Source organism: Ferrovibrio sp. MS7 (assembly GCF_038404985.1).
GTDB classification, from domain to species: Bacteria; Pseudomonadota; Alphaproteobacteria; order Ferrovibrionales; family Ferrovibrionaceae; genus Ferrovibrio; species Ferrovibrio plantarum.
The window spans coordinates 636,871-655,114 of record NZ_JBBKBA010000002.1 but is presented as its reverse complement, the minus strand read 5'-3'; the positions used below and the strand labels follow the sequence as shown (position 1 = coordinate 655,114).

The window sequence follows — 18,244 nt, the reverse complement described above, 5'->3', positions numbered from 1 at the left end:
TATCGTCTCTTAGTGCGTGATGCCGTCTTGGCCTGTCAGGTCGCGGTCGCGGTGGCGCAGACTGACCGGATAGCCGGCCGAGCGCAAGCGCTGGGCCAAATCTTCAGCCAAGTATACCGAGCGGTGGCGACCGCCAGTACAACCCATGGCTATTGTCAGGAAGCGTTTGCCTTCCGCGTCGAAACGCGGCAGCAGGCTTTCCAGCAGATCCGTCACGCGCGCCATGAACGGCTCGCAATCGGGATCCGCAGCAATATAGGCGCCCACTTCCGGATCGTCACCGCTGCGCGGGCGCAAGATTTCGTCATAATGCGGATTGCGCAGAAAACGGGCGTCGAAAACCAGGTCGGCTTCGCGCGGCAGACCGAGGCGATAGGAAAACGACGTCACCGAGATGCTTAAAGTGGGCGTGCTGGCGAGGCTGAAATAGGCCACCAGCAGGCGGCGCATGTCGGGCGAGGCCAGCGCCGAGGTATCGAACACATGGTCCGCAACGCTGCGCAGTGGCTGCATCATGGCGCGCTCGGCGGCGATACCGTCGGAAACGCTGCGGTCGTCGGCGAGCGGGTGGCGTCGCCGCGTGGCGGTGAAGCGCTTGAACAGCACTTCATCCTCGCAGTCAAAATAGACCAGTTGCACATCCAGTTCGGGCCGTGCCTTCAATTCGCGGATCAACTGCACCAGCGCGGCGGCATTGAAATCGCGCGTGCGGCTGTCGATGCCGGCGGCGATGGCGCCGCGCGGCGGCATGTCGCCCTGGGCGCCGTCGCTGACCAGCAGGCGGCGCAGCAGCGACAGCGGCAGATTGTCGACGGCCTCGTAGCCAAGGTCTTCCAGCACTTTCAGCGCACCGGTCTTGCCGGCACCGGAAAGACCGGTCACCACCACCACTCGGATGCGTTCTGGGCGAGTGTGCCCTGGGCGGATGTGGTCTGGGGCCGGCTGGTTCATCACGCCATTCCCGCCGCTTCGGCCGGGGTGAAGACCAGGCCCGCCATGGCACGGCCGAGTGCGTAGCGCACCTTGAGAGCCGCGCTGGCCGAAAACGCCTCAACCGGCAGCACAGGCAGGTCCAGGCCCGAGAAACTTTCAAACGTCGGTTCCGGCAGGCGTGGCAGCTCGGCCAAGGGCACCAGGTCGAGGATCAGGGCGGCGGGCGTCGGCGGCGCCGGCAGCACCGGCACCGGGCCAAGGCCACGGATTTCCAGGAGGCCACGGATGCGTTCCGGCGCACGGGCGATCAGGCGGTCGCCCTCGCGTTCGAGCAGGGTACGGTCGTCGGATACCAGGCGTCCGCCCAGCGCGATGAGGCGCAGGGCGAGATCGGATTTGCCAGCGCCGGAAGGGCCGCGCAGCAGCACGGCACCGCCATCAAGGGCGACGCAACTTGCATACAGTATATGCATGGCGGGCGAGCCTGCCGTTGTGCAGCGCACATGTCAATACGCCGTCATCGTGCATAAAGCCGCTTATCCGCTTGACAATGCTGCGCTTATACCGGCAGCCGGACGGTGAAGCGGGCGCCCGAGGCGCGGTCGCTGCGGTTCTCCGCCGTGATCTCGCCACCCAGCGATTGCACGATCTGGCGCGAGATGGAAAGGCCGAGGCCGGAATGCAGGCCGAAGGCTTCGCTGCTCGGCCGCTCGCTGTAGAAGCGTTCGAAGATCGATTCCAGATTTTCCGGTGGAATGCCGGGGCCCTCATCACTGATCGTGAACACCACTTGGCCCTGTTCACGCCGCAGCACCACGTCGATGCTGCTGCCGGCCGGCGCGAAGGACAATGCATTGTCGATCAGGTTCCGCACCACCTGGCCCAAGCGGCTCTCGAAGCCCGGCGCCAGGAACGGCCCGTTGCCTTCGCGGCGATAATTCAGCTTGGCCTGGTCGGGTTCCGCCTGGTCCTGATATTGCCCCACCACGCTGGTCAGCAGGGCATTGATATCCACCGGGGCGGAAACGGCGCGGCCGAGTTCCGCATCCAGCCGCGAGGCTTCCGAAATATCGCTGATCAGGCGATCCATGCGCCGCACATCGTCCTGCATCACCGCCAGCAGCCGGGCGCGGGCCTCCGGATTCTCGATGCGGGCGAAGGTTTCCATCGCACTGCGCAGGGAGGTGAGCGGATTCTTCACTTCATGCGCCACGTCGGCGGCGAAATGCTCGATGGCATCCAGGCGCTGCGCCAGGGCCTGGGTCATGGCGCCGAACGCCACCGAAAGGTCGCCGATCTCGTCGCGGCGCGAGGAAAAATCCGGGATATGCAGATGCGCGATACGGCCCTTGGCGGCGCGGATGCGGTCGGCGGCCTCGGCCAGGCGATGCACCGGCCGCACGATGGCGGCGGCGAGGTAGAGCGAGGCCAGCACGGTGAAGCCGAGGATCAGCGCGAACAGTTTCATCACTGTCAGGCGTTCCTCGCGCACCCGGGCGTCGATTTCGGCGCTGTCGATGGTCAGCATCAGCGCACCCACCACCTTGCGCAGGCCCTGCACCGGCACCGCCACCGAAAGCAGCAGGCGGCCATCGCCGATATCGCGGATCTCGTTCGCCACCTCGCCATCCAGGGCGCGGATCACTTCCACATAATCGTTGGCATGCGAGAAGGGCAGTTCGGCATAGCGCGGCAGGTCCAGCGTGGTCATGAACAGCGCGTTGAGCTTGTCGTAGAGCTTGATCAGCGCCTGGTCCCAGGGCTGTTCGACATTCGGCGGCGGCAATTGCCGTGTCACCACGCCGCGCCCGGCGGCCAGCAGCAGGCGGCTGTCGGCGATCAGCTCGCCCTCGCCATCGAACAGCCGCGCACGGGCAGAGGATTGCGCCGATAGGCGTCGCATCAGTTGCCGCGAGAGGTCCGGATCTAGGCCCGGCGCCAGTTCATAGGGGCTGATGGCGGATTCGCCGAGCGCGCCGGCGATCAGGTTGCCCTCGAATTGCAGGGCATTCAGCCGCGTGTCGATCAGGCCGAGGCGGAACTGGTCGAGATACAGGAAGGCGGCGGCAAGCAGGATCGGCGCCGCCAGATTGATCAGCAGGATGCGCCGCGTCAGTGGCGACATCCAGCGGCGCTTGGTCCTGACTTGGGCCATGCGCTGTCCCGGCCTCAGTCTTCCTTGGCCGGGCTGTCAGCGGCGGCTGAACCGGTGCCGGCTGAGTCGGTGCTGCCAGAGTCGGCGACGGCGCTTTCCTTGAAGCGGTAACCGACGCCATACAGCGTCTCGATGGCATCGAAATCGTCGTCCGCCATCTTGAACTTCTTGCGCAGCCGCTTGATGTGGCTGTCGATGGTGCGGTCATCGACATAGACGTTGTCGTCATAGGCCGCGTCCATCAGCTGGTCGCGGTTTTTCACATGGCCGGGGCGTTGCGCCAACGCCTGCAGCAGCAGGAACTCGGTGACGGTGAGCACCACATCCTCGCCCTTCCAGGTGCATTTGTGGCGCGAGGGGTCCAGCGTCAGCGGCCCGCGATGGATCATCTTCTCGGCTGCGGTCTCTTCCGCGCCCGGCTTGTTGGCCTCGGCGCGGCGCAGCACCGCCTTGATGCGTTCGATCAGCAGGCGCTGGCTGAACGGCTTCTTGATGTAGTCGTCGGCGCCCATCTTGAGGCCCAGCACCTCGTCGATCTCCTCGTCCTTGGAGGTGAGGAAGATCACCGGCACCTGGCTGACGCGGCGCAGCCGGCTCAGCGTTTCCATGCCATCAAGACGCGGCATCTTGATGTCGAGCACCACCAGGTCAAAGGCCTGCTGCGTGATGTTGCGCAGGGCCTCGGCGCCATCATTGTAGGTGCGCACCTTGTAGCCTTCGGCTTCCAGCGCGATGGACACGGAGGTGAGGATGTTGCGGTCGTCGTCGACCAGGGCAATGGTGGCGCTCAAAATCCAGGCTCCCTCAACAGCATGATTGCCGCGTGACCGTGGTCACAGGCTTTAGATAGGAAAGGCGTAGGCGATTTTAAGGCCCGCCGCTAGCGTTTGCCTATGACTTTAGCCCCCCTTCTGGCCGCCAGCCCGGCGATCCAGCTCCATGTCGCCAGCACGCTCAGCGCCCTGGTTCTCGGCACGATTGTATTGCTGCGGCCCAAGGGCACCGGGCCGCATAAAATGATGGGCTGGGGCTTCATCCTGCTGATGCTGACGGCCAGCGGCTCGTCGCTTTTCATCCGGGAAATCTTCCCTGGCAGCTTCAGCCCGATTCATATCCTTTCGATCACCACGCCCGTTGGCATGGCTGCCGCCATTTATGCCGCACGGCGCGGCAATTTCTATTGGCACCGCCGTGCCATGCTGCTCACCTACTGGAGCGGGCTGATACTGGCCGGTGTCTTCACCCTGCTGCCGGGCCGTATCCTCGGCCGGGTGCTGTTCGGAGGCTGAAAGCCATGAGCGCGAACCCCTCGAATCATGCGAAACCCTGGCACCACACCGCCTCCGGCTTCCGCAATCCGCCGGGCAGCCGCCACATGACACCCGATGCCGGCACCTACTGGCGCTTCATCGGCCGTATGCTGCGCAATGCCCGCAAGCCGCAGGTGCTGCCGCCCGGTCATGCCCTGAGCGCCGACGAGGCCCTGGCCGGCTGGCGCGCACTGGAAGGGCAGGGGCCGGCGCTGATGTGGCTTGGCCACGCTGCCTTCCTGCTGCGCCTCGGCGGCAAGACCGTGCTGCTCGATCCCTATCTCGGCGAGGAAGCCGGGCCGGTGCGCGGCATGTCGCCGAAGCGTTTCGTAGCGCCGGGCCTGACGCCGGAGACTCTGCCGCCGATTGACGTGGTGGCGATCAGCCATAACCACTATGACCATCTCTGTACCGACACGCTGAAACGGCTGCCGAACCGTGCCGGCATCAGCATGGTGGTGCCGCTGAAGCTCGGCGCTTTCTTCAAGCCCTATGGCTTCGGCCAGGTGATCGAACTCGACTGGCATGACCGCCATGAGGCCGATGGCCTCGCCATCACGGCACTGCCGGCGGTGCATTGGTCGAAGCGCACGGCGTTTGATGCCAACCGCTCGCTCTGGGCCGGCTTCGCGCTGGCCGGCGAGGGGCAGAAACTCTGCTTCACCGGCGACACCGCCTATCACGAAACCCTGTTCCGTGAGATCGGCGAGCGCCATGGCCCATTCGATCATGCCCTGGTGCCAATCGGCGCCTATGAGCCGCGTGCCATCATGGCCGGCCACCACGCCAACCCGGAGGAAGGCGTGGCTTTAGGCCGCGATCTCGGCGCGCGGCGGCTCGTGGCGATGCATTGGGGCACTGTCATGCTCACCGACGAGCCGCCGTTTGAGCCGCCGGGGCGTTTCCGCCAGGCGGCCCGGGACGCCGGCTATGCCGAGGAAGATGCCTGGGTGATGCGTATTGGCGAAACCCGCCTGCTCACCCCCAGGCCGACGAATTGATTCAGAGACCCCCGGGTCAAGCCCGGGGGTGACGACCTAAATTTTCAACATCGTCATGCCCGGGCTCGACCCGGGCATCTCGTTCAGAGTCTCACCCCGCCTTGCCGCAATAGGCTTCGATGCGGTAGCCATCGGGATCGACCACGAAGGCGGCGTAGTAATTGGCATCGTAATCCGGGCGCAGGCCGGGTTTGCCGTTATCCTGCCCCTTGGCCTTCAGCGCCGCCTTGTGGAAGGCATCGACGCTGGCGCGCGTCGGCGCATCGAAGCAGATATGCAGGCCGGAAGCCGGGTCCGCCGGCACCGGGCTGCTCGTCGTGCTGATCCACAGCACCACGGCCTTGTCGCCATAGCCTAGCGAGCTATCGCCGGATGACAGGCAGCTATAGCCGAGCGGTGCCAGCACCGCATCGTAGAACGCCTTGGTGCGCTTGATATCCCGCACGCCGATGGAAAGATGGTTGATCATGCACAACTCCCTGGAATTTACCTCTGTGTCGAGGACGGGGAGCATGCCGCATCGCCCATTCCGGCACTTGGGGAATGTTGCTATTCTTAAGCCATGACCAAGCCGCTGCTGCATCCTGCCCAGCCAACTGGCCGTCTGCTCGGCCAGGGCCGTGGCTGGCGCTTGAGCGAATTTGTCTGTCGCGCCGGACCGGGCGACAGGCCGTTCGAGGAGCGGCATGACATGGTGGCGATTGCCGCCGTGCTGGAGGGCTCGTTCCATTATGCCGCCGATAGCGGCAAGGCGTTGCTGCATCCCGGTGCGCTGATGCTGGGCAATCCCGGCAGTTGCTACCAATGCGGCCATGATCATTCCACCGGCGACCGCTGTGCCGGCCTGCATCTGGCGCCCGAATTGTTCGCCGAGATCGCTGCCGGCAATGGCGGCGGCGGCAATTTCCGTTTCACGGCCGCGATGCTGCCGGCCCTGCCGGATGTGACCCGGCCACTGGTGCAATTGCTGGCGGCGCGCGAGGAGGGACTACGCGAGGAAGCGGTAATCGCACTGGCCGAGAAAGTGGTGTCCACCTTAAGCGGCAAGGCGCCCAGCGTGGCGGCGCCGAATGCACGCGACCATCGCCGCATCGACCGCGTGCTGCGCCATATCGAGGCCCATGCCGGGGAGGCGCTCGATCTGGATGCGCTGTCCGGCATTGCCTGCATGAGCAAATACCATTTCCTGCGCTGCTTCCGCCGCATCACCGGCGTCACGCCCTATGATTTCCTGCTGCGCTTGCGGCTGCGCCGCGCGGCGCTGAAACTGAGCGAGACTCCGGAACCGGTCTCGGCCATCGCCTATGACAGTGGCTTCGGCGATCTCTCCACCTTCAACCACCGTTTCCGCGGCACTTTCGGCGAGAGCCCGAGCCGCTTCCGCGCTCGCTTCAGGGGGCTTCCCGGGGCGGGGAATCGCCGCGCAGCCGGCTGAGCAGCAGCACATCGCGCGGCTGGCCATCGGCGCCGATACGGTAGCCGCGCAGGTGGCCTTCTTCGCTGAAGCTTAAGCCCCGCAGCAGCGCGATGCCGGCGGCGTTATCCGGGTCGAGCCGGGCGCCCAGGCGGTGCAGCAGCAACGTATCGAAAGCGTAGGCCGCCACGCGGCTTGCGGCTTCGCGCATATGGCCCTGGCGGCGCTGCGCCGGCAGCACAAAGCCATCCAGCGCGGCGCGGCGCTGCAGCGGTTCGATGCCGCGCAAACCGATCCAGCCGAAGCCGGGCTGGCGTGGATTGGGCGCGATCAGCCACAGCAGGCTGGCGCCCAGGGTGGCTTCCTGCAGCAGGGCTTCCACGACGGGCGGTTCCAGGCCCAGCGCCGTGGCGTCGCGCGCGCTGAGCGGTCGCAGGGTTATGCTCCCGGCCTTCAGCAGTGGCGCTGGCATGCCTATTCGCCCTGGCCCAGCAATTGCCCGCCGCGCCGCGCCGCCTCGAACAGCGCCATGAAGGCACCAAAGCCAAGCACCAGGTAGACGGCGTTGAGCGCGAAGGCGCCCCACATCAGGTCGGCGCGGAACTGGCCATCCACCAGCAGCGCGCGCAGGCCCTCGAAGACATAGGCCGGCGGGAAGCTCCAGGCGACATATTGCAGCCAGCCGGGCAGCACGCTCACCGGGTAATACACCGCCGCGATGGGCAGGAAGAGAAACGCCGCCGCCCAGGCGATATTCTCCGCCCCCAGGCCCTGGCGCATCACCAGGCCGCTGACCGCCAGCCCGATGGCCCAGCCGAACAGGGTCAGCGAGGCGAAGAAGCCGGCCAGCGCCAGGCCGAGCGAATAGACCGAGAAATCGAAGAACCACCAGGCCATAAGGCTGACCGGGATCATGCTGAAGGCGGTGCGCAGGAAGCCCATGATCAGCAAGGAGGCGGCGAATTCGCTGGGCCGCAACGGGCTGACGAACAGGTTGCCGAGGTTGCGGCTCCACATTTCCTCGAGGAAGGAAATCGCGACGCTCAACTGGATGCGGAACATCGAATCCCACAGCATCAGGCCGGCCAGCAGCAGGCCGAAGGCTTGCGCGATATAGCTGGTCTTGCCCATCAGGAACTGGGTGAGGAAGCCCCACATCAGCATCTGCACCGTGGGCCAGTAGACCAGGTCGATCAGCCGCACCCAGGAAGAGGAGAGCAGGTAGTAATGCCGCCGCAGCATCGCGGCGATGCGATTGGGGCTGAAGCCGAAGATTTGCGCGCTCATGTCAGCCTGCCCGCGAATTCCGCCGCCTTGCCCTGGCCGCGGGCGATATCGAGGAACACTTCCTCCAGGTCGTTGCGGCCATAACGTTCGATCAAGGCCTCGGGCCGGCCACGGTCGACGATCTTGCCCTGCTTCATCATCAGCACCTGGTCGGCCAGGCGTTCCACCTCGGCCATGTTATGCGAGGCCAGCAGAATCGTGGCGCCGCGCTCAGTGCGGTAGCGTTCCAGCAGGCCGCGCACCCAGTCGGCGGTGTCGGGGTCGAGCGAGGCGGTCGGCTCATCCAGCAGCAGCAGCTCCGGCTTGTTGATCAGCGCCTTGGCCAGCGCGACGCGGGTTTTTTGCCCAGCGGAAAGCCCGCCGGCGGAACGGTCGAGCAAGGCGGCGAAATCCAGCGCCTCGGCCAGTTCGGCGATACGGTCCGGTGCGCGCGGCACGTCATAGAGTTGGGCGAAGACCAGCAGGTTCTGGCGCACGGTCAGGCGGTGCGGCAGGTCGACATAGGGGGAGGAGAAGTTCATGCGCGGCAGTACCCGGTGCCGGTGGCGCTCCATGTTGGCGCCCAGCACGGTGACGCTGCCGCGCGTCGGCGTCAGCAGCCCCAGCAGCATGGCAATCGTGGTGGTCTTGCCGGCGCCGTTGCCGCCGAGCAAGGCAGTGGTCGAGCCGGCGGCCACGGTGAAATCGATCCCCGCCACGGCCGCCACGGCACCGTAATCCTTGGCCAGGCCGCGCACCGCGATGGCTGCCGCCGGGGCCGGTTCAGGCGCCGTCCCCGGGGCTGTCTTTGGGGTGGGGTGAAGGGTCATAAGTCGTTGAAATCCCGGGCGGCGTTTTTCTTGCCCTGATATATGGACAGGCGGGGGGAGTTTGTCTATAACCCCGCCCCATTACGCCTTTGCGTAGCAGATGGTTACGCAGGCTTGGTGTGCCCAGGTAGCTCAGATGGTAGAGCAGAGGACTGAAAATCCTCGTGTCGGCGGTTCAATTCCGTCCCTGGGCACCATTCCTTCCTCCCCAAAATCTAAGCTTGTAGCGCCACCTGCCGCTCGCGGTTGATGGCTGTCAGCCGCCGCAGGGCGTCGCGGTCGAGGCTGGCTGGGCGGCCCTCGGCGTCGAAGGGTGTTTTCCAGTCGAAGGCGTGGGCCGAGGCGCCGTGGTCGTGCAGGTATTCGTGCCGCTCAACGGCTTCCTGCCAGTCGGGCACATGGCCCGGTGCCACCCACCACAGCACATAGGGCGGCCAGGCCGGTTTCAGCGGCGGCGCCAATGGGCGCTGGAACCAGTCGCGGCCACGCGACAAGGCTTCGGCATGGATGCCGCTATAGGCGTAGGCATAGGGGGCGTTGAGATCACGCCATAGCGACAGTGTGGAAGGCGAATGGCCTTCGCCGCTATAGAAGCGCGGATAGCGATGCGGCCCCCAGCTTGCTGGCCCCGGATCGCCGTCATAGCCCGAGCGCGCGATGAAGCCTTCACTGCATTCCGCGGCGGCGAGGTTGATATCGTTGCGCGCATGGAAGCCGTCATTGGCGGGATCGGCGGAAGGGCGGATGAAAATGCCGAAGGTATAGAGCGCCAGGCGCGGGCCGGTCATTGGCGAGGGCCACTCACTGCCGCAGTTCTTTCAGCGCCGCATGCAGCGCGTCGTCACGGATCTTCGGCAGGCTCTGCCCGAGCAGGGCCTGGAAGGCGGCAGCATCGGGCGCCGGCGCATCTGTTGCCGCGCCGAGGCCGGCCAGAAGCTGCCGCGCCGCCTCATCCGGCGCCAGGCGCCAGAGTTGGCTAAGGCAGGGGCCGATCTCGTCCGGCCCGAGGAAGCCCATATAGGCATCTGGCGCGAAACGGGCAGCGCAGCTCGGCGAAGCGGGGTCGTTCATGGCCGCCAGTCTAGCACAGGTCGGGTCTAGCACAGGTCAGGTCTGGCACGGATCAGGCCCGGCGCGGCCTATTGGCTTGCGGTGCGACTCGGGCGCGGGTAGGCTCTGCGGATTCGCTCATGGCCCCCGATTCGGGCCGCAAGGCCTTGATTCGCAATGCTGAACAGCAACCTAGACGTTCTTACCGACTATCCCTTTCAGCGCCTCCGCGCGGTGTTGGACAGCCAGCCGACGAGCCATGGCCTGAAGCCGATCAATCTTTCGGTCGGCGAGCCGCAGCATCCGATGCCGGATTTCGTCGGCACCATCATGCGCGGCGACCTTTCGGCCCTGAGCCGTTACCCGACCCCGAACGGTTCCCCTGATTTCCGCGCCGCCTGCGCCGAGTGGCTGAAGCGCCGCTATGCTCTGCCCGAAGGCTTGATCGATCCCGAGCGCCAGATCGTGGCGCTGAACGGCACCCGCGAAGGCCTCTACATGCTGGCCCAGGTGGTGGTGCCGCCGGAGAAGAACGGCAAGCGCGCTGCCGTGCTGATGCCGAACCCGTTCTATCAGGCCTATATCGGCGCCACCGCCTCGGTGGGCGCGGAAGCGGTATTCGTGCCGGCCCCGGCGGAAAATGGCTTCCTGCCCGATTTCGCGTCGCTCGACCCGGATACGCTGGCGCGCACGGCTCTGGTCTATCTCTGCTCGCCGGCCAATCCGCAGGGCACGGTGGCGAGCCTTGAGTATATGACGCGGCTGATCGAGCTGGCACGGCAGTATGATTTCGTCATCGCTTTCGATGAATGCTATGCCGAAATCTACGACAGCGTGCCGCCGCCGGGCGGCCTGGAAGCGGCGCTGAGCTTAAGCGGCGGGCGTGTCACTGATCGCACGCTCGACAACATCATCGTGTTCCATTCGCTGTCGAAGCGTTCCTCGGTGCCGGGCCTGCGCTCCGGCTTCTGTGCTGGCGATGCCCGCATCACCCAGGCCTTCATCAAGCTGCGCAATTATGGCTGCGCCGGCATGATGATGCCGGTGGCCGAGGCTTCCGCTGCTTTGTGGCGCGAGGAAAACCATGTGGAAGCCAACCGCGCGCTCTATCGCGCCAAGTTCGATATCGCCCAGAGCGTGATCGGCAACCGCTTCGGTTTCTACCGGCCGGCCGGCGGCTTCTATCTCTGGCTCGATGTCGGCGATGGCGAGGCAGCCGCCGTGAAACTCTGGCGCGAAGCCGGGGTGCGGACCCTGCCGGGCGGTTTCCTGGTGCGCGATCTCGGCGATGGCGTGTCGGCCAGGGCCGGCAATCCCTACCTGCGCATCGCCCTAGTCTGCGAGTTGGAACAGACCCGCGAGGCGTTGCAGCGCATTGGCAGTGTCCTGGGGGCAGGGTCTTAGGGGATCGGTAAGGATTTAGGGGCTTAATCGTCAGGCTGGCTGTGGGCTGTCCACGAGCCGGTGGAGGTTGATTCGATGAGGGGCGGCATGCGCGGCAAATCGGCCCGGAAACCGCGGTTTTTTCCGCAGGGTTTTGATGGTTTCATGCGTCAGCGGGCGCAGGAGGGCGGCGGCGTGCTGCTGCTCGGCTGCGGCTTCCTGCTGGCTTTGGCGCTGGCTACCTACACCGAATCCGACCCGAATCTTAACCATGCCACCCGCCAGGTGGCGCAGAACTGGCTCGGCCGCCCGGGCGCCTATCTCTCCGATCTACTGCTCCAGACCCTTGGCCTCTCGGCCTGGCTGTTCGTCGGCCTGCTCGCCACCTGGGGCTTCCGCGTCGCCTCGCATCGCGGCCTGCCGCGCTGGTGGCTGAATATCGCCCTGGTGCCGCTCACCCTGCTGCTGTTCGCTGCCTTCGCCGCCGCCCTGCCGCTGCCGGCTTCCTGGACGTTGCGCACCGGCCTTGGCGGCATCCTTGGCGACTGGCTGATGTACCGCCAACTGGTGCCGGTGGCGGTCGAACTCGGCCTGCCGATTTCCGCCGTGCTGCCGGGTGCTGCCTGCCTCGGCCTTGCCTGCATCTGCTTCTATTTCTGCTCTGGCCTGTCGCTCGGCGAATGGCGCAGCGTCGGTTCCGGTATCGGCTTTGGCGCCAGCGCCGCCGCCGGCCTCACCGCGCAAGGCCTCTACCAGGGCGGCAAGGCGGCCATCCGCGCCGGCGCCGAAGCGCCCGGTTTCTTCGGCAGCATCAAGCAGATGTTCGGTGCTGCCTTCGCGCCGATTTTCGCCCGCCGTGCTGTCGATGCCGAGGACGACGATTTCGAGACCCCGGTGCCGAACGAGGACAAGCCGCGCGGCAGTCAGCAGCGTGCCGAGCCGCGCCTCACGCCTAAGTCGCGTCCTGTCGATGACGAGGAAGAGGCCGACGACGACGAGGATGAGCGCGAGAGCATGGTGTTGCCGCCGGCCAAGAAGCTGGACGAGCAGGGCCGCGTCGAGCGCCGCCTGGAGCGGCCGAAGACCGGCAAGCGCGCCGCCGCCGAAGCGCAGGTGGCGATGAAGCTCGGCGATGGCGGCAGTTTCGAACTGCCCGAACTGGGCCTGCTGAAGCCGCCGCCGGCCGATGCCGGCCGCGAGAAGATCAACGAGGAAGCACTGGAGCAGAATGCGCGGATGCTGGAATCCGTGCTCAGCGAATTCGGCGTGCAGGGCGAAATCACCAAGGTGCGCCCCGGCCCCGTGGTCACGCTCTATGAACTCGAGCCGGCACCCGGCACCAAGTCCAGCCGCGTCATCGGCCTGGCCGATGATATCGCGCGCTCGATGAGCGCGCTGTCCGCCCGCGTCGCCGTGATCCCGGGCCGCAACGCCATCGGCATCGAACTGCCGAATGCCAAGCGCGAGACGGTTTACTTGCGCGAGCTTCTGGCTTCCGCCGAATTCGAGAATTCCTCGAACAAGCTGGCGCTCGCCTTGGGCAAGGATATCGGTGGCTCGGCGGTGATCGCCGATCTGGCGAGGATGCCGCATCTGCTCGTCGCCGGCACCACCGGCTCGGGCAAGTCGGTGGCGATTAACACCATGATCCTGTCGCTGCTTTATCGCCTCACCCCGGATCAGTGCCGTTTCATCATGGTCGATCCGAAGATGCTGGAATTGTCGGTCTATGACGGCATCCCGCATCTGCTGGCGCCGGTGGTCACTGAGCCCGGCAAGGCGGTGGTGGCGCTGAAATGGACCGTACGCGAGATGGAGGACCGCTATCGCAAGATGTCGGAACTCGGCGTGCGCAATATCGCTTCCTACAACGAGCGGCTGGCGCAGGCCCGCGTGAAGGGCGAGGCTTTGGGCCGCACGGTGCAGACCGGCTTCGACCCTGAGACCGGCAAGCCGATCTTCGAGGAACGCCCGCTCGACCTAAACCCGCTGCCCTTCATCGTCGTGATCGTCGACGAACTCGCCGATCTCATGCTGGTCGCCGGCAAGGATATCGAGGCCGCGATCCAGCGCCTGGCGCAGATGGCGCGCGCCGCCGGTATTCACCTCATCATGGCGACGCAGCGCCCGTCCGTGGACGTCATCACCGGTACGATCAAGGCGAATTTCCCCACCCGGATTTCCTTCCAGGTGACCTCGAAGATCGACAGCCGCACCATTCTGGGCGAGATGGGCGCCGAGCAGCTTCTCGGCATGGGCGACATGCTCTACATGCCGGGTGCCGGCCGTATCCAGCGCGTGCATGGACCGTTCGTCACCGACGAGGAAGTCGAGCGCGTGGTGAAGACGCTCAAGGATCAGGGCGAGCCGGTCTATGTCGAGGCGGTCACCGCAGACAATGACAGCAAGTTCGGCTTGCCCGGCATGGGCGGCGGCGAGGATGGCGACGAGAGTGACACGCTCTACGATCAGGCCGTGGCCCTGGTCTGCCGCGAGCGCAAGGCCTCCACCAGCTTCATCCAGCGCCACCTGCAGATCGGCTATAACCGCGCCGCCCGCATCATGGAGCGCATGGAAAAGGAAGGCGTGGTCGGCACCGCCAACCATGTCGGCAAGCGCGAAGTCCTCGCCCGCGACATCGAGGCGGCGGAGTAGCATGCTGCTTCGCCTGCTGCCGTTCCTGGCTCTGCTGGTTTCAGCGTCAGGGGCTGTAGCGCAGGAAACCGCGCATGGCATACTCAATAACCTGCGCCAGGACATGTATGTTGCCGGCGAGACCAACGGCAATTTTTCCATTCCCATCGCCAAGGCGCGTGAGCGGATGACGGCGCTGGTGCAGCGGGGCGGCGATGCTGCCGGGCTGACCGCAAGGAACAATAACGGCATGACGCCTCTGATCGCGGCAGCTTTCATGGGTTATGCTGAGATGGCCGAAATCCTGTTGCAGGATACGGCAGTGCGCGCAGCCATCGATGAAACCGATAACGACCAGCGTTCGGCCTGGACCTACAGCATATTCACTTTCCGCCAGAGCCTGTGGGCTTGCAGCCTGCGTGTCTTTGACAATCCGTTCACCTGGGTGCCGGCCATGGTGACGCAGCCTTATTATCTCGGCGGCGACGAGATGCCCTATGTGAAAACCCGCAAGCTGCTCGAGGTCGCGGGTGCCAGAACCGATATGGCGGCAGCACGGCAGCAATGGTTGGCCTTGTGCAAGGACCATGCGCCAGAGACAGCCAAAGCTATTGAGGCGACGGGCGACCTCCAGACGGCATTGATCACCGAGGGCCAGCGCATCCTGCTGGAGCGGATGCAGGCTCAGAAGCAGCAGAAGCAATAGCAGGCTGGTGCTGCCAGTGATTTCCTGTTTGCCGGTCGCGTCGGTCTTGAATCCGCCATAATGCGCGCCATGATGGGCGCCATCCCCTCTGGTCGTCGGTCCTGATGCCCGTCCTCCGCTTCGTGCTGCTTTGTCTTCTGCCGCTGCTCCTGGCTCCGGCTGCGGCCCGCGCCTTGCCGCAGGAAAGCTATATCTGGCAGCGCAAATGGACGCCTGAACTGGCCCGCACCGCTACCCAGGCGGCGCCGCTGCTGCAGGGCTGGCGCGTGCTGGCGGGTGAATTCGGCTGGGGCGGTTATTACACGGCAGTCGCGCCCGATTTCGCCGCCATGCGTGCCATGGACCGTCCCGCCCGTCCGGTGCTGCGCATCGAGGGCAGCCAGTTGCCGCAGGTGCAGGCGGTGGCCGAACAGGTGGCGCGTATCCTGTCGGCCTGGCGTGCTGCCGGATTGGCACCCAATGGCATCGAGATCGATTGCGATGTCGCCACAGCCCGGCTGCCTTTCTATGCCGCCTTCCTGCGCCAGCTCCGCACGCAATTGCCCGCCGATACCCGGCTGGCGGTGACCGCCTTGCCGACCTGGCTCAGCGACGCGGAAAGCCTGCGCGGGCTGCTGGCGGAGGCGGATGAAAGCGTGCTGCAGGTGCATGCGGTGCAGAATCCCGGTCGTGGCCTGTTCGATGCCGAGCTGGCGCGGCACTGGGCCGAAGCCTGGGCAAAGCATACCGAGAAGCCCTGGTTCATTGCTCTGCCGACCTATGGCTCCCGTGTCAGCCTGGATGCCAGCGGCAATGTCATCGGCATCGCCTCCGAACGCGGCCATCTGGTTGGCGGCAGCGAGGTGCGCGAACTGGCGGTATCGCCCGAGCGAGCCGCGGCTTTCCGCGATGCCTTGCGTGAGGCGCCGCCGCGCGGCCTGGCCGGCATCGTCTGGTTCCGCCTGCCACTGGCCGGCGACCAGCGGGCCTGGAGCCTGCGCAGTTTCCATGCCGTGCTGCGCGGTGAGGCATTGCAAGCCACCATCGTCTTGCGCCTGCGGCAAAAACCCGAAGTCGGCACGGGCCATGCGGATATGTTTCTGGTCAATGAAGGCAATGCCGACGCGCCCTTGCCGGCGCGGCTGCGGCTGCAGCGGCCATGCGCGGCGCTGGATGCGGTGAATGGCTATCGGCTGGAACAGGCAGCGGGCAGTATCGTGTTGCGCCGCACCGATGATGGCCTGTTGCGTGCAGGCATGGCGCGGCCGATCGGCTGGCTGCGCTGCGCGGTGGAGCAGGCCGACTGGTTGGTGGAGCAGGAGGGGTAGATGAAACGCGGGCTGCTGCTGGGCATGGTGTTTGTAGGAGCAGCGGTCGGTGCCGCGATTGCCTGCGGGCCGTTCTTTCCACTGGAGGCGCTGGATGACCGCGCCGGCACGATGAAGGTGCTGCCGGCCAACAGCTTCCTGCGCGAGATCGCCCGGTTGCATCCGCCGCCGCCGGCAGCCCTCAAGCCGGTGGAGCAGCGCACCGAGGCCTATGAAGCTGGCACGCCGGAAGCAGCAGCCATAGCAGCGATGCGACAGGCCGGCAGCGCCGCCGAAGCCTATGCGCGCGGTGCGTCGCTGCCGCCGTCGATCCGCGACTACACCGCCGGTGCGGTGGCCTATCATGCCCATGACGATGAGACGGCCCGCCACCATTTCGAGGCGGTGCTGCGCCATGCCGATGCGCCGCGCCGCGCCGCCTGGGCGCTTTACATGCTAGGCCGCCTGGATGCAGTGGCGCTGGAGCGGGCAAGCGGGCCAGAGCGTTGCGCCGTGGAAGCGGCTGCGGCGCGGTTCACCGAACTGCGCCGGCAGGTCGCGGCCGGCCTGCCCGATCCGCTCGGTCTGGCCATAGCCAGCCTAGGCGAGGAAGCCCTGCTGTATCTCGCTCTCGCCACGGATGAAGTGGATTGCCCTGGCCGCAGCGTGGCGCAGGCGCTGGAGCGCATGACCATGCTCTATGCCGAGCAGGCCGCCGGCGGCGATCCGGTGGGCGCGGAATCCTTGCGCACCGTGGCCGACCGGATTTTCGCCAGCCCGGCCTTGCTGCGGGCAGGGGTGAGTCAGCCGACCTTGCGGCAATTGCTGATCCTCTATGCCCTGCATCAGACGGCGGTGCGGCGCATGGAAGTCGATGTTTCGACTCTTCTGGCCGATCAGCCCGATGGCGGCCAGGTGGCTTTCCTGATTGAACAGGTGATGGCGCAGACAGGCGGCACGCCGCTGCCGGAAGCCGACCGGCTTGCAGCGTTGCTCTATCAGCAGGGCCGCTTCGATATGGCGGAGAAGCTGTTGCCGGCGGCGCGCGGGCCGTTGGCGGAATGGCTGCGGGCCAAGCTGGCGCTGCGGCGCGGCGACCAGCCGGCGGCGGCGGCAGCTTATGCGGCGGCCAGCCAGGCCTTCACAACCGCGCCGGCTGGTGCCTACGCGCCGGACATGGCGGCAGCGCTTTATGCCGAACGCAGCGTGCTGGCACTCAGCCAGGGCGAGTTCGTGCAGGCCATGCGCATGATGCTGCAGGCATCGCCCGACTATTGGACCGATGCCGCCTATATCGCCGAGCGCATCCTGTCGACGGCGGAACTGCGTGCCTTCGTCGATGCCGAAGTGCCGGCGCCAAATGAGCCTACCGCCAAGCCCGATAGCCTCGACTTCACCTACTTCATCGATCTCGACCGGGCCTCGCGCCTGCGCTACCTGCTGGCACGCCGGCTGGTGCGGGAAGAGGATTTCACCACCGCGCAACGCTACATGCCGGCCATGGTGCGGGCATCGTGGTATGACAGGCAGACGGAGACGGGCCGCATCCTCTCCGACTATGCCTCGGCGCGGCAATCGGCGGCGGACGCATGGACCGACAATGGCAGCGCCCGCGCCCTGTTCGAGGCCGGCCGTCTGGCCCGACGCCATGGCATGGAAATCATGGGGCATGAATTGGAACCCGATGGCGCCATCTATGGCGGCAGCTTTCCCTGGTCGCTGCCACTCGAGCGGCTGGAGCCATCGCACTGGCTGAGCAAGGCGGAAGTGACGCGGGTGCGCGCCAGCGAGCCGGCGCGGCCCTGGCGCTACAGCTACCGCTTCACCGCCGCAGACCTTGCCTTGCAGGCTGCCGCGAAACTGCCGCCGCGTTCCCAGGCTTATGCCGCCGTGCTGTGCCATGCGGCGCGCTGGGTGCCGGCACGGCAGGATGAAAGCGAAGCCTATGCGGCGCTACGCCGGCGCGAAATCTATGCGCAGTATCTGAAACACGGCGCCTATGTGCCCTGGGGCGACAAGTTCGGCCAGAGCTGCCCGGAGCCGGATTTCGATGCCGCGCGTTTCTGGACCCTGCGTCGTGCCTGGGCGAAAGTGAAAAGCCTGCTGTAGAGCGTTTCCTCTTCATATTGAACCAGCTGCGTTGCGTCTGGAGGCGGTAGGCCGCTAGGAGAGGTGCGCAGCAGGTACCGGGGGTACCTGCAAGCGCGTCGACGACGCGGATGCCGCCTCCAGACGTAACCCCTTTGGGGCCGGGCGCTTTTGCGTTTTGAGCGTGT

18 protein-coding genes and 1 tRNA gene are annotated in these 18,244 nt (G+C 66.0%); 9 read left to right on the top strand and 10 right to left on the bottom strand.

What is annotated here, in order from left to right; genetic code table 11:
- Positions 1 to 9: 9 nt before the first annotated feature.
- From rapZ to V6B08_RS16335, 4 genes are all read right to left on the bottom strand, one after another.
- The gene (gene rapZ, locus V6B08_RS16350) at positions 10 to 951 is read right to left on the bottom strand and encodes an RNase adapter RapZ (protein WP_341982798.1); all 942 of its coding nucleotides are present in this window, start codon (positions 949 to 951) and stop codon (positions 10 to 12) included.
- Positions 951 to 1,406, bottom strand: a complete 456-nt coding sequence (locus V6B08_RS16345) for an HPr kinase/phosphorylase (protein ID WP_341982796.1) — start codon at positions 1,404 to 1,406, stop codon at positions 951 to 953. The genes rapZ and V6B08_RS16345 overlap by 1 nt, the downstream gene beginning before the upstream one ends.
- An 86-nt stretch (positions 1,407 to 1,492) precedes the next feature.
- The gene (locus tag V6B08_RS16340) at positions 1,493 to 3,088 is read right to left on the bottom strand and encodes a sensor histidine kinase (RefSeq protein WP_341982794.1); all 1,596 of its coding nucleotides are present in this window, start codon (positions 3,086 to 3,088) and stop codon (positions 1,493 to 1,495) included.
- Between the two features lie 14 nt (positions 3,089 to 3,102).
- Positions 3,103 to 3,879: a response regulator transcription factor gene (locus tag V6B08_RS16335; RefSeq protein WP_341982793.1), complete on the bottom strand. Its 777-nt coding sequence runs from the start codon at positions 3,877 to 3,879 to the stop codon at positions 3,103 to 3,105.
- Between the two features lie 102 nt (positions 3,880 to 3,981).
- Between V6B08_RS16335 and V6B08_RS16330 the strand changes: the two genes are divergently transcribed.
- Both V6B08_RS16330 and V6B08_RS16325 read left to right on the top strand, forming a co-directional pair.
- Entirely contained in the window at positions 3,982 to 4,377 is a 396-nt protein-coding gene (locus tag V6B08_RS16330; RefSeq protein WP_341982791.1) for a DUF2306 domain-containing protein, read from the top strand.
- A 5-nt stretch (positions 4,378 to 4,382) separates the two neighbouring features.
- Entirely contained in the window at positions 4,383 to 5,399 is a 1,017-nt protein-coding gene (locus tag V6B08_RS16325) for an MBL fold metallo-hydrolase (protein WP_341982789.1), read from the top strand.
- A 91-nt stretch (positions 5,400 to 5,490) separates the two neighbouring features.
- Here the strand turns inward: V6B08_RS16325 and V6B08_RS16320 are convergent, their stop codons facing one another.
- Complete coding sequence (locus V6B08_RS16320; protein ID WP_341982787.1) at positions 5,491 to 5,868, bottom strand: VOC family protein; 378 nt, start codon at positions 5,866 to 5,868, stop codon at positions 5,491 to 5,493.
- A 93-nt stretch (positions 5,869 to 5,961) separates the two neighbouring features.
- On the opposite strand from V6B08_RS16320, the gene V6B08_RS16315 reads away from it, so the two are divergent.
- Complete coding sequence (locus V6B08_RS16315; protein ID WP_341982785.1) at positions 5,962 to 6,834, top strand: AraC family transcriptional regulator; 873 nt, start codon at positions 5,962 to 5,964, stop codon at positions 6,832 to 6,834.
- On the opposite strand, the gene V6B08_RS16310 is transcribed toward V6B08_RS16315, so the two are convergent.
- The 3 genes from V6B08_RS16310 to V6B08_RS16300 are packed head-to-tail and all read right to left on the bottom strand — an operon-like array spanning position 6,791 to position 8,909.
- Complete coding sequence (locus tag V6B08_RS16310; RefSeq protein WP_341982783.1) at positions 6,791 to 7,285, bottom strand: GNAT family N-acetyltransferase; 495 nt, start codon at positions 7,283 to 7,285, stop codon at positions 6,791 to 6,793. The two genes, V6B08_RS16315 and V6B08_RS16310, sit on opposite strands and share 44 nt — an antisense overlap.
- 2 nt (positions 7,286 to 7,287) lie before the next feature.
- Entirely contained in the window at positions 7,288 to 8,100 is an 813-nt protein-coding gene (locus V6B08_RS16305) for an ABC transporter permease (RefSeq protein ID WP_341982781.1), read from the bottom strand.
- Entirely contained in the window at positions 8,097 to 8,909 is an 813-nt protein-coding gene (locus V6B08_RS16300; protein ID WP_341982779.1) for an ABC transporter ATP-binding protein, read from the bottom strand. The genes V6B08_RS16305 and V6B08_RS16300 overlap by 4 nt, the downstream gene beginning before the upstream one ends.
- Positions 8,910 to 9,030: 121 nt before the next feature.
- Between V6B08_RS16300 and V6B08_RS16295 the strand changes: the two genes are divergently transcribed.
- A tRNA-Phe gene (locus tag V6B08_RS16295) sits at positions 9,031 to 9,106 on the top strand.
- An 18-nt stretch (positions 9,107 to 9,124) separates the two neighbouring features.
- Here the strand turns inward: V6B08_RS16295 and V6B08_RS16290 are convergent.
- Together V6B08_RS16290 and V6B08_RS16285 are read right to left on the bottom strand one after the other, a co-directional pair.
- Complete coding sequence (locus V6B08_RS16290; protein WP_341982777.1) at positions 9,125 to 9,697, bottom strand: DUF3291 domain-containing protein; 573 nt, start codon at positions 9,695 to 9,697, stop codon at positions 9,125 to 9,127.
- Positions 9,698 to 9,710: 13 nt separating this feature from the next.
- The gene (locus V6B08_RS16285; RefSeq protein ID WP_341982775.1) at positions 9,711 to 9,980 is read right to left on the bottom strand and encodes a hypothetical protein; all 270 of its coding nucleotides are present in this window, start codon (positions 9,978 to 9,980) and stop codon (positions 9,711 to 9,713) included.
- A gap of 156 nt (positions 9,981 to 10,136) precedes the next feature.
- On the opposite strand from V6B08_RS16285, the gene V6B08_RS16280 reads away from it, so the two are divergent.
- The 5 genes from V6B08_RS16280 to V6B08_RS16260 all read left to right on the top strand — a co-directional run bounded on the left by V6B08_RS16280 (position 10,137) and on the right by V6B08_RS16260 (position 18,077).
- Positions 10,137 to 11,363, top strand: coding sequence for an aminotransferase class I/II-fold pyridoxal phosphate-dependent enzyme (locus V6B08_RS16280; protein ID WP_341982773.1), 1,227 nt, complete (start codon positions 10,137 to 10,139; stop codon positions 11,361 to 11,363).
- A gap of 144 nt (positions 11,364 to 11,507) precedes the next feature.
- Positions 11,508 to 13,997: a DNA translocase FtsK gene (locus V6B08_RS16275; protein ID WP_341982771.1), complete on the top strand. Its 2,490-nt coding sequence runs from the start codon at positions 11,508 to 11,510 to the stop codon at positions 13,995 to 13,997.
- A 1-nt stretch (position 13,998) separates the two neighbouring features.
- Positions 13,999 to 14,682 (top strand): hypothetical protein, encoded by a 684-nt coding sequence (locus V6B08_RS16270; protein WP_341982769.1) that lies wholly within the window; start codon positions 13,999 to 14,001, stop codon positions 14,680 to 14,682.
- 104 nt (positions 14,683 to 14,786) lie between these two features.
- Complete coding sequence (locus tag V6B08_RS16265; RefSeq protein WP_341982767.1) at positions 14,787 to 15,989, top strand: DUF3142 domain-containing protein; 1,203 nt, start codon at positions 14,787 to 14,789, stop codon at positions 15,987 to 15,989.
- Positions 15,990 to 18,077, top strand: a complete 2,088-nt coding sequence (locus tag V6B08_RS16260) for a hypothetical protein (protein ID WP_341982765.1) — start codon at positions 15,990 to 15,992, stop codon at positions 18,075 to 18,077. It begins immediately after the preceding gene.
- Positions 18,078 to 18,244: the final 167 nt, after the last annotated feature.